The organism is Flavobacterium sp. (assembly GCF_039916025.1).
Lineage (GTDB): Bacteria > Bacteroidota > Bacteroidia > Flavobacteriales > Flavobacteriaceae > Flavobacterium.
Genome location: NZ_JBDSMB010000065.1, coordinates 25,459 through 51,097, shown reverse-complemented (window position 1 = coordinate 51,097; position 25,639 = coordinate 25,459). Strand labels below are relative to the sequence as shown.

Genomic DNA, 25,639 nt, shown 5'->3' with positions numbered 1-25,639 from the left:
AAAATTTAAAACGGATATCCAATTGCCAAATTAAAAAGCAGGTTTTCACTTCGCCACGGACCGTTAAGGAAATTAACCTCGTCAATTACCCATCGTTGCCCGTCGGGTAAATAAGGTTTTCGGATTGGGAATGCCAAATCGGTTCTAAGCACTAAGAAGCTGAAATCAAAACGCAATCCCGCACCAAGACCAACGGCAATTTCTTTCATGAAATCTTTGGAAAATTTGGCACCTGGTTTATTTGGATCATCGTTCAAAAGCCAAATATTTCCTGCATCCATAAATACAGCTCCGTTTATGAATTTGTAAATATTGCTTCGGAACTCGGTGTTGAATTCTAATTTTAGGTCACCCGATTGATCCGGAATAAATACACCTACTTCCGTTTGGGCATTGTAAGTTCCCGGACCAAGCGACCGTGAACGGAATGCACGTAAACTGTTGGTTCCACCTATGAAAAATTGTTTGACAAACGGAATCTTATCGGAGTTGCCATAAGGATATGCTACTCCCGCGATGATTCGGCTTTTGATCATAGAGTTTTTGCCAAATTTATAAGTGTGCTTGAACTCATTCTGAATTTTGGCAAACTGGCTGAACGGAATATCAAAAACTTTGATGGTATCTCCGGCTTTGATATCGGCACCTGTAATCACTCCGGCTAAATTTCCTGATAAATCAATACCACCCTTATAATAGAACAAATTTTTTCTTCTTTGCCGCATTTCAGTGTTGTACGTATAAGAATAAGTTGGTCCAAAGATGAGTTGTTTATCAATCACATATTTTAATGACGGATTCAAAATAATTTGGTCGCGATACAAATCGGTTACATTTTCGGGACTCGCATAGGTTATTTCGGTTATGTTCAACTGATGTTCCTTGCGTGCGTTTTCTTTCCATCCATATCCAAATGAAGCTTTGAAAGTTTGCAATGAATATAGTTTCTGCCTGTTTTGATATTCATAACCAATAGTTGTGTTTGTCCTTGGTACAAATCCGCTCGATGATTTTATTTTGAATGGCGCAATAAATCTTGGCCATGTAAGGCTTGCTTCACCACCAAATCGATACACATTAAAACCATTGTTCTTTCCACCTAGCTGGACTTCAATTCCGCCAAAAGCCGAAAGAGCAAGTAATTCTGCTCCGTGAAAAGTGTTGCGATTGCTCCAGTTTACTTTTAATTCACTACCGGTATAATTCGCAGAATTGGTTTTTGCCAATACTTCAACACGGATTGATTTTCGTGGAAGCGGTGTCAAATAATAATAGGCATCTAAATAATTTCCAATGGTATCAGAAGGTTTGAACTGATTTTTTACAAATTTGAATGTTCCCAGATTCACCAATCTGTTCAGTGTTAAACTATGATCAGTACGATTGTATAAATCATTTTTCTTGAAATATAAGGTGCGGTCCCAAATTCGCGGTCTGAACAAACCGTCATTTCCAATGATGGTATAATCGTTGTATTTTTCGGCTACAGTTAATGAATCCTGATTCAGAGCAAAATTTGGATAAATGACAATTTTATTGATTTTATAAACCGTTTTAGCAATTTTTGGCGCTTCGTCTTTTACTTTCACAATCAAATCAACTTCATACTTGCCAACAGTGCTGTCCACCTGTACTTTTATGTAATCTTCATTAAAATAATAAAAACCTCTTTGTTTCAATCGCGTGTCGATTCGTTCTCTTTCGGCTTTTATCACTTCAAGGTTATAAGCTTTTCCAACCTGTAGCAAACTTCTTCTTTGTGTTCTTGCTACCGCTTTTCCAACATCAGAAGAATCGTTTGGAAATTGCACTGATTTGATTTTGTATTGTCTTCCGGTAGTCACTTTATATTCGGCTGTGGCGCGTTTACCATGTCTGGTTGAATCGGCACTTGTCCGGGTGTTGAAATAGCCATTGTTTTCAGAGAAGTTTTGCAACAGACTTCTATTGTATTCCAGATCGACTTCGCTAAATAAAACAGGTGCTTCACCGAGTGTAGTTTTTAACCAATGACGAAAGCCTTTTTCTTTTTTTGCATCTCCTGCCAGATTGTAGAAGAATAATTTCGGACGCATGCCCAAAAACTTTTTGTTTGGAATAGGACGAATTACATCTTTCATTTTTTTCTGCAATTCATGACGCTGTTTCCCGGAAATTGTGCTGTCTTTTACAACCTTTATTGTTCCGCCGGTATACAGCAGTTCACCTTCGGGCAAATTATGAGTACCGCTGCAGGCTGCTGCAAATAATACAAGAATGGCGATATATAATGCGTTCTTAATCATCTGATTTTTCTTTGGCTTTTTCAACTTCTTCGGCTTTTTTCTCGGCTTTAATAGCTTTTTTTGTTTTTTTAACTTCTTTTCTGGAATGAAATAATTCTTTGAATTTGTTATAATCCATCGTGATGATGAATCCCAGTCCTGTTTCGATAACCTGTCCCTGCAACGCTACCTGATACAGGTTTTTTCGATAGGCGCGAAGTTTGTATCGTCCGTCTTTGGAGAGTTGGTATTCGGCTGAAAGATCTCCTCCAATTGTATTGGTTTCTTTGTTTGGCTGTTCCGGACCTTCAATCCCAAAAGTACTTCCAACGGTAACTTTCAATCTGTCATTCAATAATTTTTTGGAAAGCCCTACATTCAAATCGGTTTTGTTTTCTTTTTGACCTGTTGTATAATCGTCAGAAGAATCCAAATCAAAATCAACTTCAAATCCTTTTACAAAATCGCTGGCAAAGTTATTAAGCTGTTGTGATAATATTTTACTAACACTTTCTCTTGCGAATGATGAAGCAGTAATGCCACCATTTTCACTCGAAAACGGATTATCTCCGATGAATCTTTTTAACAGAAGCAATGCAAATACCTGTTTGTTCAAATCATCCGGCTCTTGTCGTAATTGAGCCAATTTAGCTTCAGTTCTAGTAATTATATCGCCTGAAACATTGTTGTTTCCTTCAGGCAGCACAATGTCGAAAGTAATGCTTGGCTTCAATAATTCCCCTTTCATTTTCAGTTCGGTTTCAAAAGGGATTTTTTGTTTGAAGGTGTTTCGTTCTTCAGGCGAAAACGATGATAATTGGTTATCTAACAAATCGATTGGCGAAGCGTTGACTTTATAAATGGCTGTGATATTGATATCGGCTTTAGTTGGTTCTCCTGTCCAAAGTATGTAGCTTCCCTTTTTGATGTCAAATTTTCTTTTAACCAGATTAAAATTCATTTCATAACTTCCTTCTTCCAGTTCATAACGTCCTGTTAATGTGGTTTTCCCCGAAGGATCCATGGCACCTGTAAGTTGGGCTTCACCTTTTAATCTTAAAAAGTCGCCATTTCCTTTATCAATAACCATTGATATTTCGGCATCTTTATCAATTTCAATATCTACAAAAGCATTGATACCTTTTACTTCGGTTTCGCTAAGATTTTCATCAGCAAGTTTTGTGAATAATGGTGGTTGATCCTGATCAATGAATTCAACTATTCCTTCTCTGTCGGCAATGTATGGATCGTCCTGCGGTAACACAATTGTAAATTTCGTGTTTTTGTCGATTTTGATAGTTCCTTCAACATATGGATTGTTGTAAGTTCCTTTAACTTTCAGATGATTGTCTAAAACCAATTGGCCATAAAAAGTATCGTTATCTTTTGCAGAAGAATTTACAGCTTTGAAATTATCGGCATCAACAGTCAAATCAAAACCTAAGTTGGCATAATTCTGATTATTGATTTTTCCATTGATAATCAAATCATTTTTCTTTTCATCATAAATAGTGAAATTATCAAGAACGATAGCGTTATCGGTAAAGACCATCGTGTCGTTCATCGATTTGAATTTCGCATTCAGTTTTGTGGCTTTAAATCCGATTCCGTTAAACTTTAAATCGCCAATTAATTTCGGATTGGTTGTGTTGCCTGTTACTTTGAATTTCCCGGTGAAATAGCCGGTTCCTTCTTTTATATTCTCCATAGAAAAACCCTGAATGCTTTTCAGATTCAGCTTTTGAATATCCAAATCCATATTCAGCGCATCATCGCTTGCTTTGTAAGTTCCCTCAAGATTCATTTGGTTGTCCTGTTCGGTAAGTTCAATTTTGGCGGTATAAGTATTGGCAGTAAAGTTATCGACATTTATATAAATCGTTCCAACTTCTTCCTTTTTGAAAGTAAAGTGATCAATTGTAGCATCAGCTGTAAAAAGCACTTTTGACATCAGGTCTTTAAACTCAGCTTTTCCATTGATATTTCCGTCCATTTCAATATTTTTCATCTGAACTATATTGGTAATGGTTTGTATTTTAAAATCTTTAAACTCAACAGCCAAAGGTGGATTGGATCCATTTGAAACTGATTGAAGACTAATACTGCTTTTGTCGTTACTCAATACGAAATTGTCAAAATAAATTGAGTTGTTGGCAAAACGAATTTTATTATCTTCAGAAATCACCCAGGAATCATAATTCAATAACAATTTTGCAGGATCAAATGAAATTTCATGCCCGTCATTTGTAGATTTTAAATTCCCGGCAATCACATAGCGGTCTTTATTTTTAAAGTCTTTAACCAATAAAGTGTAATCAACAACATCATTTTCAGCTTTACCGACAATGCTTGTTCGATGAAGCTGAAATTCATTATCCCTGATTTCATCAACGCTAAAACTGTAAAGCAAAGCATTGTCTTTTTTATCAATTTTGAGAACAGCATTTGAAATAATATTTGTGCCATAAACCAATTTTGGAATAGAACCATTAACAATGATAGTATCATTCACTGAATTATATCTTCCGGTGAGTGAAATTGGTTCGATGTTTATTAGATTTGGAACCAATTTTAACAAAATAGGAGTAGGCTTTACATTGACTTTAAATGCTAATTGTTGATCGCCATAAGGAACATTTTTCGAGGTTGTTTTTAAATTATAGTAATTTGAAACGCTTTGTTTAACAGAGTTTGCCAAGGTTGACAATCTGTATTTCCCAATGAATTCTGCATCCATAAACTTAGAACTCAATACAATTGAATTTTTCTCTGCCGTAGAAACTGCTGCTACATTTATGGAATCGGTTGCGAATTGTTCTTTGTCAGTAGCAATAATCAAATGATGCACGCTCGCAGTTCCATTCAGATAATCCAAATTTGCGGATTCAATATCTGCATCTAAAACACCTTTCAATTTTAATGGTCCGGCATGCAGATTGAGTTTGTCCAAATCGGCAATATCAACATTCAGATGCAGCGTTCCTTTTGGATATTTGTCTTTAAAACTTCCGCTTGAAACCAAATCAAACTTTAGATTTGGATCATTTGTAAAAGCTTTTACATCAAAAAGGCTGTTGTTTATTTTTCCATCAATCACCACATTTTGATAAGTATAGTGATTGTAATTTGCTTTAACTATTACTGCCTTGCCAATAGCATTTGCAGTTTTTGGATTAAAACCAGTTCCTTTTATATCTGTTTTGAGTGTAATTCTTCCAATGGAATCGTTTTTCAACATTCTGCCCAAATCAAAATTATCAAACGTTGCATCAAAATTGTATTTTTCCCGGTCTTTAACTCTTCGGTCTAATGCACCTTTTATTTTGCCGTTTCCGGAACTACTTGTGAAATACATATTGGTGTTGAAACTTTTCATAGTTCCTTTAAAAGTGCCTTTAGCAGTAAACTGTTCAGGTAATTGGATAGTAGTAGGAATCGTATTTTTCGGCAAAATAGTATAAGCGTCTTTTGCGCCGGATTCCAGGTTTTTGATATTAAAATCGTAATAAGCTTTATCTGAATCCGGCAGCCCAACAATCGAACCACTGACATTTACTTTGGTGTTTCCAATGCCACTAACCTGTAGATAAGGAAATTTCAAATTATTCAGTTTTCCTGAAAGCGTTGTGTTGGCTGACAAAACCACATTTTGATTGTCCTTAAACGGATAAATATCGTAGAGTTGCGGTACAATCAGCAATAAATCTCTGAATGCAATTTTGCTTTGATTTAGTTTGGCTTTGATAATAAGCTCGCCTGGATTTTTAGAAAGCGATTCAATAGATGGATAACCAACAATGATTTCGTTTCGCAATGTTGTTTGTGGCGTTTTCAGGTACAAATCTTTCGCATAGGCTGATTTCTCACCATAGTAAAAAGTTGTTTTTAAAGATTCTACTATTAACCCGTTTTTTTCTTCCGCTTTCATCGCGTTGATTTTTCCCCAAACTGTTGGAGAATTAAACGCAATATAGTCTGCATCAAGATCGAGGTTTTGGATGTTTAAATGTTTGTAATCCATGCCTCTTGGAATTGACGCGGAGTTGTCATCGTTATAAATGAAGTTTACTTTTTTAAACGCAACATCATTAACTTTTACTTTCCAGTCTGTTGATTTGGAAGAAGAATTACTGTTTTTTTCTTTTTCGGTCTTACCAATATTCAACGCAAAGTTTGCATCTGATATTCCAATTTGAGTCAAATCGATTTGATTGTTTTCTAAATCAAACACCTTGACTTTAGCGAAAAGTTTATCCGAAATAAGATTCATGACCAACTTAGAGTTATCATTTTGGTAATCAATCTTTATTTTTGACAAATCGAGCGTTCCTAACTTTAGTTTTAAATCGGGGCTTTTTAGATTTTTTGTATTGGCAATTTCAGTATTGACTAATCCTTGTTTATAATAAAACTTGATTCCGTCAACTGTCAGTTCAGGAACTTCAAAATTCATTTGCTTTAAGTCGAAGGTTTTAATCTTGGCCTTCATTTTGCCCACATCGAGTTTCAAATCATTATTGTTATACACATCATTAAAGCGGAGTCTGACATTATTCAGATTGATTTTGTCGAGAGAAAACTCCATTGGAGCTGAATTGTCATTTTGTTTTTCAGGTGATTTGAATGCCTCTACGATATAATCAAAATTGAATTTGTTTGTTTTATCTCTGTTTATATGTACAACAACACTTTCTAATTCAAGCGAATTGATTTCTACTCTGTTGTGGAATAATCCATACATATCAAGGTTTGCTGTAATTTTTTTACCTGCCAAAAGCGTATCCTTTTTTTTGTCTTGAAAATAAACACCTTCCAGAACTAAGTCTTTTGGAAAACCAATTTTAACTTTGTTGATGACAACTTTAGTCTTGATTTTATTTTCGAGATAGGTAACGACTTTGTCTTTTGCGAATTGTTGTACGGCAGGAATTTGAAGCGCAATAACAAGTAACAGGAATAACCCTATCAATGACAGCATTATCCAAAGGATAATCCGTAATCCTTTTGTGAAGTACTTTTTCAAATCAAAAAATTAAAATTTTAATTCAAAAAACAAGTTGGGAATGATTTCTTGTTTTACGCTTTATTTACTTCAAAGATGGAAATTTTATTACGTAAAACCTTTATATAATTAATATAAAAAGTTACAAAATTTCTAACAGTCAGCCATGTTTACGGCAACAGCCAAGCCACCTTCGGAAGTTTCTTTGTATTTTGAATTCATGTCTTTAGCAGTTTTCCACATCGTTTCTATAACTTTGTCCAAAGGCACTTTAGCATTTTTGGCATCAGTTTCCATCGCAAGTTCTGCAGCATTTATTGCTTTTATGGCACCCATGGTATTGCGTTCAATACACGGAATCTGAACCAAACCACCAATTGGGTCACATGTCATACCTAGATGATGCTCCATTGCAATTTCGGCTGCCATTAAAACCTGGTCAGGTGTTCCGCCCATCACTTCACATAAAGCTGCTGCTGCCATAGATGATGAAACTCCGATTTCTGCCTGGCAACCGCCCATCGCTGCTGAAATAGTAGAGCCTTTTTTGAAGATGCTACCTATTTCTCCGGCTACCATTAGGAATTGTTTGATTTCTTTTTCGCCTGCTTCGTGGTTTTCGATTGTCAAATAGTACATTAAAACTGCTGGAATTACGCCGGCACTTCCGTTGGTAGGAGCAGTTACAACTCTTCCTAAAGCGGCGTTTACTTCATTTACCGCTAAGGCAAAGCAAGAAACCCATTTAAGTATTTGACGAAACTTTACTTCGGTTTTGCGAATGCTTTGCATCCATTCCTGTGGATTAGAATAATTAGCTAAACCAATTAATCCCTGATGCATATCAAAAGCGCGTCGACGCACATTTAAACCACCGGGAAGAACACCTTCTGAATGACAACCAATGTACATGCATTCGAGCATGGTGTTCCAAATACGCATTAATTCGTGGTGAATTTCTGCTTCGGTACGCATTGCTTTTTCATTCTCGTAAACGATTTCAGAGATCATTTTGTTTTCAGTAATTGTATATTGAAGTAATTCCTCTGCGTTTTGAATTGGAAATGGAAAGGCACATTTTATTTCTAATTTCTTCTTGGCATTTACGCGTTCTTCTTTGACCACAAAACCGCCACCAATAGAGTAGAAGGTAGAAACATATTCACTTTCATCAAGCAAAGAAGCTGTAAAAGTTAATCCATTAGCATGAAAAGGAAGAAAGTTTTTATTGAATATAATGTCCTGCAGGAAATAGAATGGGATAACGATTTTGTTTGCTAAATTGATTTCGTTTTTGTCTTCAATCTTCTTTACAATTCCGGCAATGTCCTGCACCGGGATATATTCTGGATCTTGACCGCTTAGTCCTAGCATTATTGCCAAATCTGTTGCGTGTCCTTTTCCTGTTAGTGAAAGCGAACCATACAAATCAACTTTGACGCGGGTTACTTTTTCGAGTATGTTTTCTGTTTGTAATTCGGTTAAAAAGCGTTCGGCTGCACGCCAAGGTCCAAGAGTGTGTGAACTTGATGGTCCAACACCAATTTTGAGCATATCAAAAACGGAGATGCATTCTTCCATTGTACTATATCGATTTAGTTAGGCAAATATAGCCATTTACAGATTATGAATTTATCGGAAATTAAAATCTTATGTAAGGATGAAATCCAAAATAAATCTACAAAAAACCTTACTTAATGCAGAAAAATGAAATTAAAGTAATCGAGAAAAATGGCTGTTAACAGATTCTCAATACAATTCTGATAAATAGAAATACCAGAGATGGCAGTAGCTGAAAGGTTTTTTCATTTTTAAATTAAAGAGAAATGGCTTCTTGTCGGCCATTTTTGAATAAACCGTCTTCATGCAATTTTAATTTCCATTTGATACTTTTGGAAAAACTACCACAATGTTTATTAAAAGAATATCATGCGTTATACTTTTAACGCTGCTGCAATTATCAGCTTGCTATAGCCAGCAATCTAAAGAAGAAGATTATACAATTGTTTATGGAAATTCAACCATTACCATTCAATTTGATGAGAACAAAGACACGCCAGTGCTGTTAAGTGCTGTTGATGTTGTAACTCACAGCAATGTCGATTTTTCAAGAACTTCCAAAACCTATACTTTAAATAATTTATATCCATCTGAAATAGTTCAGCTTGAATACATTTTTGGTAATGAAGTATCCAATATTCACCGCGGTTTTATTGCTAATTCGTCACTTTCTACGGGTACGATAAACGTTTATTTTAATCATCAGGTTGATACAAGTTATGCTCAAATTCAAAGCGCTGTTAACTTGGGCAACACGCTGGATGATATGTTGATTACTTATATCAATGCCTGTACGACTACAATGGATATTACTATTTATAATTCGTATTCGCCTAGTGCAACTACAGGAATTGCGGGTGCTATAAATGCCGCCTATACGCGAGGTGTACAAGTGCGGGTTATTTATGATGGCAGTACAAGTAGTGTAATGATACCTTTATTAAATGCTGCAATACCAAGATTAGCAAGTCCGAACGATGCAGCTTATGGCATTATGCATAATAAGTTTGTGATATTCGATGCCAATGTTGCCGATGCAAATAAACCTTTCGTTTGGACAGGTTCAACCAATTGGACAACGGTTCAAATAGATGGACCAGACAGGAATAGTGCCATTGTTATACAAGACCAGACATTAGCTTTAGGATACAGAATTGAGTTTGAAGAAATGTGGGGTTCAAGTACTATGACGCCAAATGCCGCCTTGTCGAAATTCGGTCCCGATAAAACTAATAATACACCACATGCCTATAATATTGGCGGTAAGGTTGTGAACAGCTATTTTAGTCCGAGTGATGGGACTAATTCCAAAATTATTTCCTCTATAAATTCAGCTAATACTGATATTGATGTCGCCACAATGGTAGTAACAAGAAGTGATGTTGCCAGTGCTTTAATTAATAAATATAACGGTGGATTGACAAATACCAATATCGTTGTTGATAGCCAGAATCCATCTGGAAATCAAATAAGTACGATTCAATCTGGTTTGGCTGCCAATCATGCTGTTGTATATTCGGGAAGTGGTATAATGCATCATAAATTCATGGTGGTGGATAACTATAACAGTGCTTCAGATCCTTTGGTTTTAGTTGGTTCACACAATTGGAGTTCTTCGGCAGAAAATAAAAATGACGAGAATATTTTAATTGTTCACGATTTGAATATTGCCAATCAATACTTTCAGGCTTTTGCTTATTTGTATCAATTTGCAGGTGGCGTTTTAGGTGTTAATCAAAATCAATATGGAAACGATTTGGTTTTGTATCCTAATCCTTCTAACGGAATTTTGAATATTGATGCTGTTGGAAACAATGCTTTAACAGATGTTGAAATTAGTGTTTATGACGTTTTAGGAAATAAAATTTACAGCAATCGCTATTCGAATTTATTGCATGAAACTATTGATTTAAGCAGTCAGGCTTCGGGAATGTATTTAATAAACGCGCAAAGCGATACGAAAATTTCACATTTTAAAGTTCTTAAACAATAAAAAAAGCCACTCTTTTCAGAGCAGCTTTTCCAAACAATTAACTTAATTTAAACTAAAAACAATAACTATTTTTCGCAACTAATTTTGTTGTGATTGTTTCTCTCAATCCCACAATATTAGGCATGTTGGTGTATTTTGTAAAACGACGCAATCCCATAAGCATCATGCGTTGTTCATCGCCTTCGGCAAAAGAAATAATACTTTCTTTTCCTTTTTGGGTTACTACATCTACTGCTTTGTATAAGTATAATTTCGCCATAGCGATTTGCTCTTTAACATTATCTTCTCCAGCTTTTTTGGCTAATTTCTCAGTACGTAGAAGAGTGCTTTCAGCCATGTATATTTCAATTAAAATATCGGCTGCAGCTGTTAATAATTGCTGATGTGCGTCTAAATCCGGTCCATATTTTTGAACGGCACCACCAGCAACCATTAAGAATGCTTTTTTCAGTTTGCCAATTAGTTCTTTTTCTTCCGAAAATAATTCAGAATAATCCGGAGTATCGAATGATGGAATTCCCATTAATTCTTCCTGAACTTTTGATGCCGGGCCAAGTAAATCAATATGACCTTTCATCGCTTTTTTGATTAGCATTCCAACCGATAGCATTCTGTTGATTTCGTTCGTTCCTTCATAAATACGGGCAATACGGGCATCACGCCAGGCGCTTTCCATCGGAGTATCTTCAGAGAATCCCATTCCGCCATAGATTTGTATTCCTTCATCGGCAGCATTTTGAACATCTTCAGAAACTGCTACTTTTAGAATTGAACATTCGATAGCGAATTCTTCGACACCTTTTAATTCAGCTTCCTGATGTGAGGCGCCTTCTGCTTCACGAAGTTTAATACGCGTTTCAATGTCTTTAGCAGCGCGATAGGTTGCGCTTTCTCCGGCATACGCTGAAGTTGCCATTTCCGCCAGTTTGTAACGAATCGCACCAAAGCTTGAAATTGGGACATTAAACTGGATTCTTTCGTTTGCATAATGAACAGCATTTGTAGTCACACGACGTTGTGCATCAAGACAAGCCGCAGCCAGTTTGATACGGCCAACATTCAAAGCATTCATGGCAATTTTGAAACCTTCGCCACGACCGGCAAGCATATTTTCAACCGGAACTTTTGTATCATTAAAGAAAACCTGACGTGTAGAGGAAGCACGGATTCCCAATTTATGCTCTTCTTCATTCATTGTGATTCCATTAGCTGGATCATTTTCTACAATAAAACCTGTAATGTTTTTATCATCTTCGATTCGGGCAAACACGATAAATAAGGAACAGAAACCTGCGTTTGAAATCCACATTTTTCCTCCTGTAATGCTATAATATTTCCCATCTGCAGACAAAACTGCTTTGGTTTTTCCTGAGTTGGCATCAGAACCTGCACCCGGTTCGGTTAAGCAATAGGCACCAAACCATTCGCCGGTAGCTAATTTTGGCACATATTTTTGTTTTTGTTCTTCGGTTCCGTATAACGTAATAGGCATCGTCCCAATTCCGGTATGAGCGCCAAAAGCGGTAGAAAACGAACCGGTTGCACCTGAAATATAATCGCAAACCAAACACGTATCGACGAATCCCATTCCCATTCCGCCATAAGCTTCAGGAACACCAACGCTAAGGAATCCCATGTCTCCGGCTTTCTTCATTACTTCTTCTGTGAAAGCGTAATCTTTGGCTTCAAACCGATTTTTGTTTGGCCAGATTTCTTTGTCAACGAATTCTTTTACAGAATCGCGCATCATGATTTGCTCTTCGCTAAAGTCTTCCGGAGTGAATACATTTTCACATTTGGTTTCCTTTACCAAAAACTGTCCACCTCTTGTTATATCTTCCATTGTATTGTTATTTTAAATTTTGAATTATAATTTTTAAATTATTTTGATTCTTGTGATGTTTTAATAATCTTGGTAATGATGTTTATTATGTGTTCTATTTCTATTAGATAATTCTCTAATCCAATTTTTGTCAATTCAGATTTATCCAATAATCTTAACCAGTATTTAGTTTCTCTCGCTTCTTTATTAGCTATTGAAAGTTTATTTATAAAATCTTTTTTTGATTGTGCAGCAATGGCTTCTTCTACATTCGCACCGATACTTGTCCCACATCTTAGTAATTGTTTAGATACAATAAACTCGTTTTCCTTTTTTAATTGAATGAACAATCCGATTATCATCAAAGAAAAATCAAATGTTTTTATTGCTATCAGATTGTCTTTCATTTATAATTTATAATTCAAAATTTATAATAACTCATAGATTCCCGCCGCACCTTGTCCTGTTCCGACGCACATTGAAACAATCCCATATTTATCGCCACGGCGTTTCATTTCGTCAAATAACTGTACGGATAGTTTTGCTCCGGTGCAGCCTAATGGATGTCCGAGTGCAATTGCGCCACCATTAACATTAACGATATCCGGATTCAATCCCAATTCTCTTGTAACGGCTAAAGCCTGAGAAGCAAAAGCTTCGTTTAGCTCAATTAAGTTGATATCATTCAGTTTTAAACCAGCCTGAGCCAACGCTTTCGGAATTGCTTTTACCGGACCAATTCCCATGATTCTTGGTTCCACACCTGCTGCAGCATAGCTGACCATGCGGGCAATAGGAGTGAGGTTTAATTCTTTGACCATGTCTTCACTCATGACTAAAACAAAAGCAGCACCATCGCTCATTTGTGAAGAGCTCCCAGCAGTTACACTGCCATCGGCGGCGAAAACTGGTTTTAGTTTTGCTAAAGCCGCAGCGTTAGTATCAGCTCTTGGACCTTCATCTTTGGTTACGGTATATGATTTGGTTTCTTTTTTACCATTTTCATTGACAAAAATTTGCTCAATCGTAATCGGGACAATCTGTTTGTCAAATTTACCTTCAGCCTGAGCTTTAATTGCTTTTAGATGCGAATTCAATGCAAATGCATCCTGATCTTCGCGGGAAACGTTGAACTGTTTGGCGACCGCTTCTGCAGTTAAACCCATTCCCCAATAGTAATCTTCGTGACCTTCGGCCGCGACGGCGTAATCAGGAGTTGGTTTGTAACCGCCCATCGGAATGAAAGACATGCTTTCGGCACCACCAGCGATAATGCAATCTGCCATTCCGTTTTGGATTTTTGCAGTTGCCATTGCAATAGTTTCCAATCCGGAGGCGCAATATCTATTTACAGTTACACCAGGAACATCGGTAACTTTTAATCCCATTAGCGAAATCAAACGCGCAACGTTTAAACCTTGTTCGGCTTCGGGCATAGCATTTCCAACCATCACATCGTCGATTCGGGTTTTATCGAAATCAGGCAATTCACTCATCATGAACTGTATGGTTTCTGCAGCCAATTCGTCGGGACGTTTGAAACGAAAAACTCCTTTTGGTGCTTTTCCGACGGCTGTTCTGTATGCTTTTACTATATATGCTGTTTTCATCTTTTTATTTTTTAAGAGTATAGAAAATAGAATATAGAGAATAGACTTTTTGCAGTTGCGAGTCTATATTCTTTTTTCTATGTTCTATTTTCTAATTTCTAATTTCTAAGCGGTTTCCCTTTAGTTAACATAAACTGTATTCTTTCTAACGTTTTTCTTTCAGTACATAATGAAAGGAACGCTTCTCTTTCAAGATCTAACAAGTATTGTTCTGATACGAATGTTGGTTCTGATAAATCGCCGCCAGCCATTACGTATGCCAGTTTGTTGGCTATTTTTTGGTCGTGTTCCGAAATGTATTTTCCCGCTACCATTTGGTCGGTTCCGACTAAGAACATTCCCAATGCCTGTTTTCCCAAGACTTTTACATCAGTTCTTTTGATTGGTTGTGTGTATCCGACTTCTGCCATTAATAAGGCATGTTTTTTTGCTTCCGCGATTTGCCTGTCTTTATTTACTACAATGATATCTTTCCCTTTTTGCAGAATTCCGGTATCGAAAGCTTCATAAGCAGATGTTGATACTTTTGCCATTGCTACAGCTAAGAAATATTCCTGCAGTACATTTAATTCCACATCATTTTTACGGAACAAATCAGAAGCACGTAATGCCATTTCTTTAGAACCACCGCCGCCCGGAATTACTCCGACACCAAACTCAACTAAACCAATATAACTTTCGGCTGCAGCCACAACTTTATCTGCGTGAAGTGTCATTTCACAACCACCACCTAATGTCATTCCGTGAGGCGCAACAATAACAGGAATTGATGAATAACGAACGCGCATCATTGTATCCTGAAACATTTTGATTGCCATATTCAGTTCTTCATATTCCTGTTCGACTGCCATCATAAATATCATTCCGATATTGGCACCGACAGAGAAATTCGCTCCCTGATTTCCGATTACCAGTCCGTTGTATTCTTTTTCGGCAAGGTCGATTGCTTTATTGATTCCGACTAAAACATCACCACCAATCGTGTTCATTTTGGATTGGAATTCTAAGTTTAAGATTCCGTCACCCAAATCTTCAATGATGACACCACTGTTGCTCCAAACTTTTTTGCTTTCGCGGATGTTGTTCAGGATGATGAAACTGTCTTGTCCCGGAACTTTAACTTGTGATTTTGTTGGAATATTATAATAATAGGTATTTCCTTCTTTTATACTATAGAAACTGGTTGTATCTGAAGCTATCATTTCACGAACCCATGCTGCCGGTTTTAAACCTTCTGCTTCCATCAATTCGATACCTTTCTGAACTCCAATGGCATCCCAAATTTCAAATGGTCCGTTTTCCCATCCAAAACCAGCTTTCATCGCATCGTCGATTTTATAGAAATCATCTGTGATTTCGGGAACACGATTCGAAACATAAGCAAACATCGCAGAGAAATTTTTTCTGTAGAAATCACCCGCTTTGTCTTTTCCTTTTACTAAAACCCTGAATCGGTCAATAGGTTTATCAATGGTTTTTGTCAATTCCAAAGTAGCGAAAGAAGCTTTCTTTGCCGGACGATATTCCATCGTATCCAAATCTAAAGACAAGATGTCTTTGTCTACTTTTTTGTAGAAACCTTGTCCCGTTTTGCTTCCCAGCCATTTGTTTTCCAACATTTTATTGATGAAATCCGGAAGTTTAAATAAGTCATGCGCTTCGTCATTTGGCACACCTTCATATAAACCATTGGCTACATGAACTAAAGTATCCAGACCAACAACATCAACGGTTCTGAACGTAGCCGATTTTGGACGGCCAATAACTGGTCCGGTTAACTTATCAACTTCCTCGATTGTTAGTCCCATTTCTTTTACCAAATGGAATAAACTCTGGATTCCGAAAATTCCGATTCTGTTTCCGATAAAAGCCGGAGTGTCTTTGGCAATGACCGAAGTTTTGCCTAAATATTTTGAACCATAATCAAACAGGAAATCCAAAACTTCCTGGGAAGTTTGTGGCCCTGGAATGATTTCGAATAATTTTAAATAACGTGCTGGATTAAAGAAATGGGTTCCGCAGAAATGCTTCTGGAAATCTTCACTTCGTCCTTCGCTCATAAAATGAATTGGAATCCCGGAAGTATTTGAAGTGACTAAAGTTCCCGGTTTTCTGAATTTGTCAATTTGTTCGAAAACCAATTTCTTGATATCTAAGCGTTCCACCACGACTTCGATAATCCAATCGTAGTTGGTAATCTTAGCCATATCATCGGTTGTGTTTCCAGTTGTGATTCTGGAGGCAAACTTCTGGCTGTAAATAGGAGATGGGTTAGATTTTAAAGCATTGGCTAAATGGTCGTTTACCAATCGGTTGCGAACGGCTTTACTTTCTAATGTCAATTCTTTTTTGGTTTCAATTTCAGTAAGTTCATTTGGAACGATATCCAAAAGCAAAACTTCCAAGCCAATGTTAGCAAAATGACAAGCAATTCCTGAGCCCATAATTCCTGAGCCAACTACTGCCACTTTTTTAATTATCCTCTTCATTTAAATTATTTTAAATTATAAATTTTGAATTTTAAATTAGTCGTGTGTTGTTAGTAAGTCTTTCTATTTTAATTATAAAATCATTTAAAATTTATAATTAAAAATTTAAAATAGCCTTTAAAAAATCTTCTTCTCCGTAATCAATTCATTAATAATCTCGGAAACCTCGATAAAGTGTTGTAACTTTTCATCGGAGATATTTTGCCTTACAATTTCGTTGAATTTCAAAACGGTAATTTTAGACTGTTCCCTCATTTGTTTACCCAAATCGGTGAGGTATATTAGGACGCCACGACCATCATCGGGATTCTTTTTGCGGTATATTAACCCTTTTTCTTCCAGAGTTTTTAATGTTCGTGTGAGACTTGTAGGTTCCATTCCCATTCTCATGCTTATGGCTGTTGAAGGCGTTCCTTCTTCACGATCGATGCTTAACAATGCAAAACCAATTGCCATTGAACCTTCAAATTTGGACGCTTCTTCGTTGTACATTCTGGACACTGCCTGCCAGGTAGCGCGGAGTATATAATCTATAGTTTTATCTTTCATATCTTTACTATAAGAAGTTCAAAGATACAAAATTTTTATTATGCACGCATAGTATTTATGTTAAATTTTTATTTATGATGGGTTACCTTTTTTGGTGGAGAAGTAGGTTTATATAATTCCACATAGGGTTTATAATATATCCATTCGTAAATTATATAACTGATGATGATGCTTTATTCGATTTTCTTCTTGTTCTTTCTGTACTTTTTTATGAAGCGTCACAATGTTAACACAAAAAACAGTATTTACTTTTCAAAAGGCTTACCTTTAAGAAAAATAAAAAAATGTCAGATAAAAACAAAAAACAGTTCGGTGTTTGGATGGATTCACACAACGCAATAATCGTAGGAAAAGAGAATGTTAATGAAGGAGAATTTATTATTCTTGGCCATGTATCTAATGCAGGCCCAGATCATCATTCAAATGAAAAAACAACAAATAATCAGGAGATTGGGTTAACTCATAAGTTCTTTAAAGAAATTGCTAGTAAAATGCCCAATATTGATGAAATACACATAACCGGAACTGGACAAAGCCAGGAACAGTTTATGAAATTTCTGGCTGAAACACCACAGTATAAAAACGCGGTATCCAGTGAAAGTACTTCCAATAAAATGAGCGATGAAAACTTTGCTGTTTTTATTGCAAAGCATTTCAATTAGACTTTTAGATTAAAAATTAAAAAGGTCGTAAACAATAGTTTACGGCCTTTTTTTTATTGATCAAATAACAAGGAGTTGAAAGCAATCAACGGAAACTATTTTGCATAAAAAAAAGCCCTCCATCCCTGAAGCGCTTTTTCACGTTTATAATTAGTTTGTTGTTTCTAGAATGTTATAATACCTACATTGGTTACAACTCCCGTCGTTACTACTACATCTGTTTGGATGATAGGAAGTAAAGGTAATTCAGGAGTTATGGTAAGCGTGTAAGTACCAGCTGGTAATCCTGAAATCTGGAATTGACCGGCATCGTTTGTACTACTTGTATATTCTACAGATGTAGCTGAGGTTGCCGTTACCATCGCATTACCTATTGGTGTTATAGAACCTCTAATAGTACCAGATGTTGCAACAACTGTTCGTAAAACTGGTTTTAATTTATAGGTTCCATTACCGGTTTGAATAATTGAAGCACCTGCATCAAAATCGAGCAGGATTTCGTTATCAACATCTGCACTTAGTGTTTGATTTACGTTTATTTTCAATCCGCTTTGTTCAGCACTAGGTGTGCTTAAAGGATAGGTTACCCCATCAACAACAACTGTACTGTTAGATCCCAATATCAATCTGATTTGTTGTACATCAGCATCTACGAGATTGCTGTTTGCAATTAACACACTGGTACCATTTGAGTAATCCAGTAAGTTGTACATGCCTTCAGTAGTATTAAGCATTACAGTTTCACCGTTGTTTCCGGTAACTTCTACCCCTTGTAAATCGATATTCACTGAATCATAAGGACCAGGGGCATCGGTCATACGAACTTTGTATGCATAATCTCCACTACCTGTGGAATTATCATTACTACAAGAAGAGAACATTGAAACTCCAGCCACAATGCTCAGCATTAAAATTAATTTTTTCATTTAGCAATATTTATAGGTTATTAAAAAATTATATTACAAAGTTGCTAAATCGCACGGCTTATAGCGTTACAGAATATTTGAAGAATGTTTCAGAATTTCATTCTGTTATTTTTTCTTTTCATCTTCAGCTTTTTTCAGCGCTTCTTTCTTTTGTTCTTCTAATTCTTTTTTCTTTTTTTCTTCGGCTTTTTCCTTTTTCTTGAAATAACCGCGCAAAAGGAAATTATGTTTGGCTGCTTCCATATTTTCGTTCAAACCTTTGGTAGCACCCTGAAGATTATTGAGACTTTTTTCTACTGATTCTCCTAATTTTTCATCGCTTACCAGTCTTGACAGTAACGTATTTTTGTTATTCATTTTTGCGGTGAACTCAGCCAACTCATAAGTAATGTATTGGGCATTGTCTACACTTACTTTGAGGCTTCCCATAATATCTTCCAGTTCTACTGCTTTGTTAGATGCAATAAATCCGTCGTTTTTTACCATTTGTTTTGAATTTGTTCCGGGCGAAATGGTTAATACTTTATCTCCCATTAAGCCGTCTGAGCCAATACTTGCCATCGCATCACTTTTAATGTATTTGTGTACCTCTTCCTTAATTACCGCTGTTACTACCACGGAACTATCAGATACAAACTCAATGGTCTTTACTGTTCCAATGTTGATACCTCCAAACCGGACATTATTCCCTGGTGTCAGTCCGCTCACATTGCTGAAAGTGGCTTTTACCTGAAAGGTTTCAGTAAACAAATTTTTGTTTTGCCCAATCAGATAAACAGCTACCATAAAGAGTAAGATTCCTAAGATTACAAACGCCCCTAATTTCCATATATTTCCTGTATTTTTTACCATGGTTTTTGTTTTTTTAATTATTTAAAAAATGCTTGTACTGAAGGATTTTTGCTTTTTTCGAGTTGTGCATAGGTACCTTCTTCGGCTATAACTCCGTCTTGTAAAACTATAATTCTATCAGCGGTTAATTTGGCGCAAGCCAAGTCATGAGTAATAATTATAGACGCTGTTTTATTCTTTTTTTGTATGGCCACCATTAATTCGCTTATTTCGCGCGATGTTATGGTATCAAGTCCCGAAGTAGGTTCGTCATACAAAATTATTTCGGGTTTAACGATTAATGTCCGCGCCATCCCAATTCGTTTTTGCATACCTCCTGAAAGTTCTGAAGGCATTTTGTCTATGGCCTCCAGTAACCCTACATTGTCAAGCGCTTCGGTTATTTTTTCTTCAGTTTCTTCTTTACTAATATTCTTATTATGATGTTTTAAAGTAAACGCGAGATTTTGTCTGACCGACATAGAATCATAAAGAGCACCATTTTGAAACATAAATCCAATTCGGGTTCTGATTTCGTTAAGTTCTTTGGCGTTTAATTTGGTTACATCTGTCCCGAAAACTTTTACTGCACCTTTATCTGGCTTCACTAATCCAACTATGCATTTAATGGTTACTGATTTTCCGGCACCCGAACGCCCCAGAATGACAACATCTTCGCCTTTATTTACTGTAACATCAATCCCATCAAGTACAGTTTTATCTCCAAAAGTTTTATGAAGATTTTTGATTTCTATTGCTGGCGTATTTTTTTCCATGGGTTAAAGAAATAAATCGGTTAATTGAACAGCCAACATGTCAATGATAAAAATGGATAGCGAAGCAGTTACAACGGCTGAATTTGCCGCTACTCCCACACTGGCAGTTCCATTGGAAGCGGTAAAGCCTTTATAACAACCTATCATCCCGATAAAGAATCCAAAGAAAAAAGTTTTAATGGTTGCCGGAACAATATCCATAAATTCCAAATGATCAAAAACACCAGCAAGATAACGTTGTAAACTCATAGAACCATGAATGTTATATCCGATATAACCTCCAGCAATACCAATGAAATCAGCATAAAGAACTAAAAGCGGAATCATTAAAGTAGTGGCTAAAACACGGGTAACCACCAAATATTTAAATGGATTTATAGCTGATACTTCCATAGCATCTATCTGTTCAGTTACTTTCATCGAACCTAACTCGGCTCCCATGCTCGATGCTATTTTTCCGGCACATATTAAAGCGGTTATTACCGGTGCAATTTCTCTGATAAGTGAAAGTGACACCATACTTGGCAGCCAGGTTTCTGCACCAAACTTCACCATTGTTGGGCGGGATTGTATCGTGAGCACTACACCCATAATAAAGCCAGTTAATGACACCAAAGGCAATGATTTACAGCCAACAGTATAACATTGTCTGAAAAATTCATTGATTTGAAACGGAGGTAGAAATGCTTCTTTAAAAAACCTTGCGGTAAATAAGGAAATATCTCCAGTATTGGTAAACATATTCTTTATAGCAGTAATCATATATCAATAGCTTAATAATAAGAGTGAATAGAAATTTCTGTTGATGAAACTAGAGTTAACTAAAATTCCCTGAAAGAAATTCCAGAGAATTTAGGGTATAGGACGTAAAAGAGTAAGTATAAATACTTTCTTTAGATTATAATATTAAAATCAATAACAAAATGATGATAATGGCTCCTACTGAAATATAAACACCACCACTAAGAGCTTTCATCGAAGTTTTTATTTCTTTAACTTCTTTTCTAAGTTCTTTTCTTTCAGCACGGGTCATATCAGTTCTATCCATATCTCTGATTTCTTTAATCCTGTTTTCGAAAATTTCGGTTTTAGCTTTATCAGTCGTTGCATTATTAACGGCTGCTTCCGTTGCCGGGTCAATTGTAGCAAACGCTGGAGCAGTTATGGCTAATGATAAGATAATCATCAACATTCTGAGTTTTGTGATTGTTTTCATAATTATTAATTTTAAATGTTAGTGTATATTTATTTCATTTATGCTTCGTCTTTTGTAGTTCGGACCAAACTGATTCCGGTCACGAAAAAAATTAACCCGAGAACAGTAAATACTATAAGCTCTCTGATTTGTCTATTTCCATCGTTTCCGCTAAGGAACATTTGCGCAGCATATATTAAACTGGCAATTCCTAAAACGGTTAGTACAGCTCCGAAGATTCTTTTTAAATTCATAATTTTTATTTTTTAGGTTGATAAGCCAACTTTTAGGATTTGTTTTGTTTTTCCATTTATTGGTTGAACAAAGTTGGTTCTTTGTTTTGTTATATGCCTTACAAAATAATTCTTTAAAATTGCATAATTCACATTATTGGCGCTAAGGAAGTTATGCTAAATAACAAAAGCGCCCAGAAACGAATCCCCAGGCGCTTTTCACTATGAAAATTGTAATACTTTATTTCATCTTGCCATTGACCATTGCAACGACAGCTCCGACACCAGTAGCCAAAACCAATCCTGCTACAATATCAATAGCAACCATCTTAACATCTACACTGTCACTATACATGTTTTGGAAGAAATGAGTGCATAGCGACATAAATATCGATATACCGATTGCCATTTTAATTCCGGCAGTAACGTTAGAAATTCCTTCTCCTTGTGCAAATACCCAGGAAATTAAAAAACCAAAAGACATGCAGCCTAGGAAAATGTACAACATATTTTCTGGTCCAGAACCTTCTGGTGGAGGCATCATGTTTTTCAATAGCATGCCATAAACAAGCCATCCTAATAAGAAGTCAACAATTCCTCCAACAATTCCACCGATTAAAAAGTTTTTTACATTCATAATTAAAAAATTAAATGGTTAGTAGAATAAAAGTATTGATAATTGAACTATTGTTAAAAATTAACATAATTAATTATTAACTATTTAAAAATCAATAATGTTAATAACCTAAATGACAAAACATTATGAATTATCGTTATGGATTTGATGTAAAAAAAGCTTCTTAATTTTTTAAGAAGCTTTACTCTGAATGGGATTATTGATGGTTAAGACTTTTTAAAATTACCGGCCTCAACATCTCTTAAAAACTTAATTACACCAGGAAAATAATGTTCCTGATCATCAAATTGAGAACAATGACTTCCGTTTGGACAATATAAAAACCGTCCGTTTTGGACTTCTTTGGAAATCCATTCCATATGTTTTGGATCCATAGTGTCATATTGTGAGCCAATTACGAGTGTCGGAATCGTAAGTGTTTTTAACTTTGAAGTGATATCCCAGTTTTTTAAAGTGGCATCGCCCGTAATTCCGAATTCACTTGGCCCTTGCATATAAATATACACCTCAGGATTCAAATGCTTGAAGGCTCTGTTGATTGACTCAGGCCATTTATCGATTGGCATTCTAAGTATATGTTCCGTATAATAATATTTGAATAGCAATTCAGCATATTTTGGATTCTGATAGTCTTTGTTTTTTTCAAATTCCTTTATTTGATTAAAAACTTCTTTTGGAAGTTTCGGACCAAGAACATCTTCAGCATATTTGTTATACGCTGGCGCACTCGCCATCATATTTGAAATGACCAATCCTTTTAAATTTTTTTGATATTTCAAAGCATATTCCATAGCCAATATGCCGCCCCAGGACTGACCTAATAAATAGAAATTAGAATTGTCCAATTTTAAAGCTATGCGGACTTGTTCCACTTCTTCAACAAAACGGTCAATAGTCCACAAGCTTTTATCACTTGGCTGGTCACTATAATAAGAACCCAGCTGGTCATAGTAAATGTACTCAATACTTTCATTTGGGAAATAACCGTCATAGCTCTCAAAAAACTCATGAGTTCCGCCAGGGCCACCATGCAATAAAAGGACTTTTATAGTAGGATTGTTTCCGACCCGTTTTGTCCAGACATTAAAAGTGCCTTTTGGAGTTTTGATCGGAATCATTTTGATGCCGCCAGTTGCCTGATCATCACTTTTAGAGTAATCCAAATAGTTGGCTTTTATGCTGTCACTTGTAGAATTTTGTGCTTTAGTAGTTTCCGATTTATTTTCTTTGCAGCCAGAAAATAAAGTTACCGTTATCAATGTGATTAGAATTTGTTTTATTTTCATAGTTTAAAGAGTTAAAGGTTAGTTGGAATCGTAAATTTTGTGAAACAGATTAATGTATTTTTCCATTACAATTTTGCGTTTTAGTTTCATTGTCGGCGTTAAATGTCCGGCTGGAACTGTCCACAAATCCGGAGTTAATTCAAACTTTTTGATTTTTTCCCAGTTACCGAATTTCTCATTCACCGTGTCAACTTCCTGGAGGATGCGTTTGATGACTTCAGGATTTTGTATAATTTCTTCGTTGGTTGTTCCAATATTTATTTTATGCAACTTTGCCCATTCTTTTACAAATTCGAAATTGGGCTGAATGAAGGCAGCAGGCATTTTCTGTCCGTCGCCAATAACCATAATCTGCTCAATAAAACGAGATTGCTTCATAGCATTTTCCAATAACTGTGGCGCAATGTATTTTCCGCCTGATGTTTTGAACATTTCTTTTTTCCGGTCGGTAATTTTGAGGAAACCATCGGCATCAATTTCACCAATATCGCCTGTATGAAAATAACCGTCAACGATTGCTTCTTTGGTCAGCGCTTCGTCTTTGTAATAACCCATCATCACATTTGGACCTTTACAAAGTATTTCACCATCGGCAGCGATTTTAACTTCTACATTATTGATAATTCTTCCGGCAGTTCCAATTCTGAAACCTCTGTTTCGCATGTCGTTTACAGATATTACAGGTGAAGTTTCAGATAAACCATAACCTTCCATAACATAGATTTCTGCAGCCGCAAATATTCGAGCTAAGCGTGGCTGTAATGCTGCACTTCCGTTTACAATCAAATCTAATCTTCCGCCCAAACCAGCTTTCCATTTGCTGAAAATAAGTTTTTGGGCAACTTTTAACTGTAATTCATACCAAAAACCATTGGCTCCATAAGGCTCATATTTCAATCCGATATCAATCGCCCAGAAAAACAACTTCTTTTTTATTCCGGTAAGTTCAGAACCTTTGGCAATAATCTTTTCGTAAACTTTTTCAATAAGCCTTGGAACGCCCGTCATTACGGTTGGATTGACTTCTTTTATATTATCTGAAATCTTTTCAATGGATTCTCCAAAGTAAATCGAACAACCATAAAACTGATATATATAAGTTACCATCCGTTCATAAATATGGCAAATAGGAAGGAAGCTCAACGCACGACTCTCACCTGGATTAAACGGAATTCTGTCGGCACTGTCCAAAACATTTGAAACAATATTGTTGTGCGAAAGCATTACGCCTTTTGGTCTTCCGGTTGTTCCCGAAGTATAAATTATCGTTGCTAATTCAAGTGGCTTAACGTTATTTTTTCGTTCTTCAACTTCATTCTGATTGCTTTCGTCTTTTCCCAATTCCAGTAATTCAGACCAGTTTTTACAACCTGGAATTTCATTGAATGAATACACTTCTTTAAGTTTTGGAACATTGGCTTTAATCTGATTCACTTTCCCCAAAACTTCTTCGTCAGATACGATGCAATACATCGCTTCAGAATGATTTAAAATATATTCATAATCGATTTCTGAAATGGTTGGATAGATTGGCACTGTCTGCGCACCGGTCTGCAAAACGCCAATATCCATGATATGCCACTCGGTTCTGTTGTTGGAAGAAATGATGGCAATCTTGTCATTTTTCTGAATTCCCATTCCCAATAATGCTCTCGAAATCGTGTTGGCTTTTTCAAGATATTCCTTTGTTGAAGTTTTAATCCATTGTCCGTTTTGTTTTGTAACTAATGCGTCCTGAAGATTATACTTTTCAAGCTGATGGTATGGGAAGTCAAAAAGTCTTGAGATTTGAGTCATTATGCTG

Annotated in this window: 19 protein-coding genes; 2 read left to right on the top strand and 17 right to left on the bottom strand. The window is 36.1% G+C overall.

All coding sequences use genetic code 11. The annotated features are described in order from the left end of the window. Positions 1-5: 5 nt before the first annotated feature. From ABIQ27_RS04030 to ABIQ27_RS04020, 3 genes are all read right to left on the bottom strand, one after another. Complete coding sequence (locus ABIQ27_RS04030) at positions 6-2,285, bottom strand: BamA/TamA family outer membrane protein (protein WP_348032283.1); 2,280 nt, start codon at positions 2,283-2,285, stop codon at positions 6-8. Beyond that, positions 2,278-7,287 carry a translocation/assembly module TamB domain-containing protein gene (locus ABIQ27_RS04025; RefSeq protein WP_348032282.1) on the bottom strand — a complete coding sequence of 1,670 codons (5,010 nt, stop codon included), beginning with the start codon at positions 7,285-7,287 and terminating at the stop codon, positions 2,278-2,280. The genes ABIQ27_RS04030 and ABIQ27_RS04025 overlap by 8 nt, the downstream gene beginning before the upstream one ends. A 132-nt stretch (positions 7,288-7,419) precedes the next feature. After that, positions 7,420-8,847: an L-serine ammonia-lyase gene (locus ABIQ27_RS04020; RefSeq protein WP_348032280.1), complete on the bottom strand. Its 1,428-nt coding sequence runs from the start codon at positions 8,845-8,847 to the stop codon at positions 7,420-7,422. Between the two features lie 328 nt (positions 8,848-9,175). On the opposite strand from ABIQ27_RS04020, the gene ABIQ27_RS04015 reads away from it, so the two are divergent. Further along, the gene (locus ABIQ27_RS04015) at positions 9,176-10,819 is read left to right on the top strand and encodes a phospholipase D-like domain-containing protein (RefSeq protein ID WP_348032278.1); all 1,644 of its coding nucleotides are present in this window, start codon (positions 9,176-9,178) and stop codon (positions 10,817-10,819) included. A 52-nt stretch (positions 10,820-10,871) separates the two neighbouring features. Here the strand turns inward: ABIQ27_RS04015 and ABIQ27_RS04010 are convergent, their stop codons facing one another. The 5 genes from ABIQ27_RS04010 to ABIQ27_RS03990 form a co-directional block, all read right to left on the bottom strand. Next, positions 10,872-12,662: an acyl-CoA dehydrogenase family protein gene (locus ABIQ27_RS04010; RefSeq protein WP_348032276.1), complete on the bottom strand. Its 1,791-nt coding sequence runs from the start codon at positions 12,660-12,662 to the stop codon at positions 10,872-10,874. Positions 12,663-12,700: 38 nt separating this feature from the next. After that, positions 12,701-13,048, bottom strand: a complete 348-nt coding sequence (locus ABIQ27_RS04005) for a four helix bundle protein (protein ID WP_348032275.1) — start codon at positions 13,046-13,048, stop codon at positions 12,701-12,703. 21 nt (positions 13,049-13,069) lie between these two features. After that, on the bottom strand, positions 13,070-14,251 hold the full coding sequence (locus tag ABIQ27_RS04000) for an acetyl-CoA C-acyltransferase (RefSeq protein WP_348032273.1): 1,182 nt from the start codon (positions 14,249-14,251) through the stop codon (positions 13,070-13,072). A gap of 98 nt (positions 14,252-14,349) precedes the next feature. After that, on the bottom strand, positions 14,350-16,740 hold the full coding sequence (locus ABIQ27_RS03995) for a 3-hydroxyacyl-CoA dehydrogenase/enoyl-CoA hydratase family protein (protein ID WP_348032271.1): 2,391 nt from the start codon (positions 16,738-16,740) through the stop codon (positions 14,350-14,352). Positions 16,741-16,857: 117 nt separating this feature from the next. Then, positions 16,858-17,289: a MarR family transcriptional regulator gene (locus ABIQ27_RS03990; protein ID WP_348032269.1), complete on the bottom strand. Its 432-nt coding sequence runs from the start codon at positions 17,287-17,289 to the stop codon at positions 16,858-16,860. Between the two features lie 284 nt (positions 17,290-17,573). On the opposite strand from ABIQ27_RS03990, the gene ABIQ27_RS03985 reads away from it, so the two are divergent. Continuing rightward, positions 17,574-17,951 (top strand): hypothetical protein, encoded by a 378-nt coding sequence (locus ABIQ27_RS03985; protein WP_348032267.1) that lies wholly within the window; start codon positions 17,574-17,576, stop codon positions 17,949-17,951. Positions 17,952-18,115: 164 nt separating this feature from the next. Here ABIQ27_RS03985 and ABIQ27_RS03980 read toward each other — a convergent pair whose 3' ends face one another. The 9 genes from ABIQ27_RS03980 to ABIQ27_RS03940 all read right to left on the bottom strand — a co-directional run bounded on the left by ABIQ27_RS03980 (position 18,116) and on the right by ABIQ27_RS03940 (position 25,632). Continuing rightward, positions 18,116-18,877 (bottom strand): DUF4382 domain-containing protein, encoded by a 762-nt coding sequence (locus tag ABIQ27_RS03980; protein WP_348032266.1) that lies wholly within the window; start codon positions 18,875-18,877, stop codon positions 18,116-18,118. Positions 18,878-18,982: 105 nt separating this feature from the next. Continuing rightward, complete coding sequence (locus ABIQ27_RS03975; RefSeq protein ID WP_348032264.1) at positions 18,983-19,729, bottom strand: MlaD family protein; 747 nt, start codon at positions 19,727-19,729, stop codon at positions 18,983-18,985. Between the two features lie 17 nt (positions 19,730-19,746). Next, entirely contained in the window at positions 19,747-20,484 is a 738-nt protein-coding gene (locus ABIQ27_RS03970) for an ATP-binding cassette domain-containing protein (RefSeq protein WP_348032262.1), read from the bottom strand. Between the two features lie 3 nt (positions 20,485-20,487). Further along, positions 20,488-21,246 (bottom strand): ABC transporter permease, encoded by a 759-nt coding sequence (locus tag ABIQ27_RS03965; protein WP_348032260.1) that lies wholly within the window; start codon positions 21,244-21,246, stop codon positions 20,488-20,490. A gap of 136 nt (positions 21,247-21,382) precedes the next feature. Beyond that, complete coding sequence (locus ABIQ27_RS03960) at positions 21,383-21,700, bottom strand: hypothetical protein (protein WP_348032258.1); 318 nt, start codon at positions 21,698-21,700, stop codon at positions 21,383-21,385. Positions 21,701-21,738: 38 nt separating this feature from the next. Then, the gene (locus ABIQ27_RS03955) at positions 21,739-21,933 is read right to left on the bottom strand and encodes a hypothetical protein (RefSeq protein WP_348032257.1); all 195 of its coding nucleotides are present in this window, start codon (positions 21,931-21,933) and stop codon (positions 21,739-21,741) included. Positions 21,934-22,153: 220 nt separating this feature from the next. Next, entirely contained in the window at positions 22,154-22,549 is a 396-nt protein-coding gene (locus ABIQ27_RS03950) for a hypothetical protein (protein WP_348032255.1), read from the bottom strand. A 206-nt stretch (positions 22,550-22,755) separates the two neighbouring features. Further along, on the bottom strand, positions 22,756-23,835 hold the full coding sequence (locus ABIQ27_RS03945; RefSeq protein WP_348032253.1) for a proline iminopeptidase-family hydrolase: 1,080 nt from the start codon (positions 23,833-23,835) through the stop codon (positions 22,756-22,758). 18 nt (positions 23,836-23,853) lie between these two features. After that, positions 23,854-25,632: a long-chain fatty acid--CoA ligase gene (locus ABIQ27_RS03940; RefSeq protein ID WP_348032252.1), complete on the bottom strand. Its 1,779-nt coding sequence runs from the start codon at positions 25,630-25,632 to the stop codon at positions 23,854-23,856. Positions 25,633-25,639 lie beyond the last annotated feature (7 nt).

Coding starts and splice junctions, on each gene's coding strand:
- ABIQ27_RS04020 (WP_348032280.1), bottom strand. CDS start 8,847: ATGGAAGAATGCATCTCCGTTTTTGATATGCTCAAAATTGGTGTTGGA.
- ABIQ27_RS04030 (WP_348032283.1), bottom strand. CDS start 2,285: ATGATTAAGAACGCATTATATATCGCCATTCTTGTATTATTTGCAGCA.
- ABIQ27_RS03985 (WP_348032267.1), top strand. CDS start 17,574: ATGTCAGATAAAAACAAAAAACAGTTCGGTGTTTGGATGGATTCACAC.
- ABIQ27_RS03960 (WP_348032258.1), bottom strand. CDS start 21,700: ATGAAAACAATCACAAAACTCAGAATGTTGATGATTATCTTATCATTA.
- ABIQ27_RS03950 (WP_348032255.1), bottom strand. CDS start 22,549: ATGAATGTAAAAAACTTTTTAATCGGTGGAATTGTTGGAGGAATTGTT.
- ABIQ27_RS03965 (WP_348032260.1), bottom strand. CDS start 21,246: ATGATTACTGCTATAAAGAATATGTTTACCAATACTGGAGATATTTCC.
- ABIQ27_RS04010 (WP_348032276.1), bottom strand. CDS start 12,662: ATGGAAGATATAACAAGAGGTGGACAGTTTTTGGTAAAGGAAACCAAA.
- ABIQ27_RS04005 (WP_348032275.1), bottom strand. CDS start 13,048: ATGAAAGACAATCTGATAGCAATAAAAACATTTGATTTTTCTTTGATG.
- ABIQ27_RS03990 (WP_348032269.1), bottom strand. CDS start 17,289: ATGAAAGATAAAACTATAGATTATATACTCCGCGCTACCTGGCAGGCA.
- ABIQ27_RS03980 (WP_348032266.1), bottom strand. CDS start 18,877: ATGAAAAAATTAATTTTAATGCTGAGCATTGTGGCTGGAGTTTCAATG.
- ABIQ27_RS03940 (WP_348032252.1), bottom strand. CDS start 25,632: ATGACTCAAATCTCAAGACTTTTTGACTTCCCATACCATCAGCTTGAA.
- ABIQ27_RS04015 (WP_348032278.1), top strand. CDS start 9,176: ATGTTTATTAAAAGAATATCATGCGTTATACTTTTAACGCTGCTGCAA.
- ABIQ27_RS04000 (WP_348032273.1), bottom strand. CDS start 14,251: ATGAAAACAGCATATATAGTAAAAGCATACAGAACAGCCGTCGGAAAA.
- ABIQ27_RS03995 (WP_348032271.1), bottom strand. CDS start 16,740: ATGAAGAGGATAATTAAAAAAGTGGCAGTAGTTGGCTCAGGAATTATG.
- ABIQ27_RS03975 (WP_348032264.1), bottom strand. CDS start 19,729: ATGGTAAAAAATACAGGAAATATATGGAAATTAGGGGCGTTTGTAATC.
- ABIQ27_RS03945 (WP_348032253.1), bottom strand. CDS start 23,835: ATGAAAATAAAACAAATTCTAATCACATTGATAACGGTAACTTTATTT.
- ABIQ27_RS03955 (WP_348032257.1), bottom strand. CDS start 21,933: ATGAATTTAAAAAGAATCTTCGGAGCTGTACTAACCGTTTTAGGAATT.
- ABIQ27_RS03970 (WP_348032262.1), bottom strand. CDS start 20,484: ATGGAAAAAAATACGCCAGCAATAGAAATCAAAAATCTTCATAAAACT.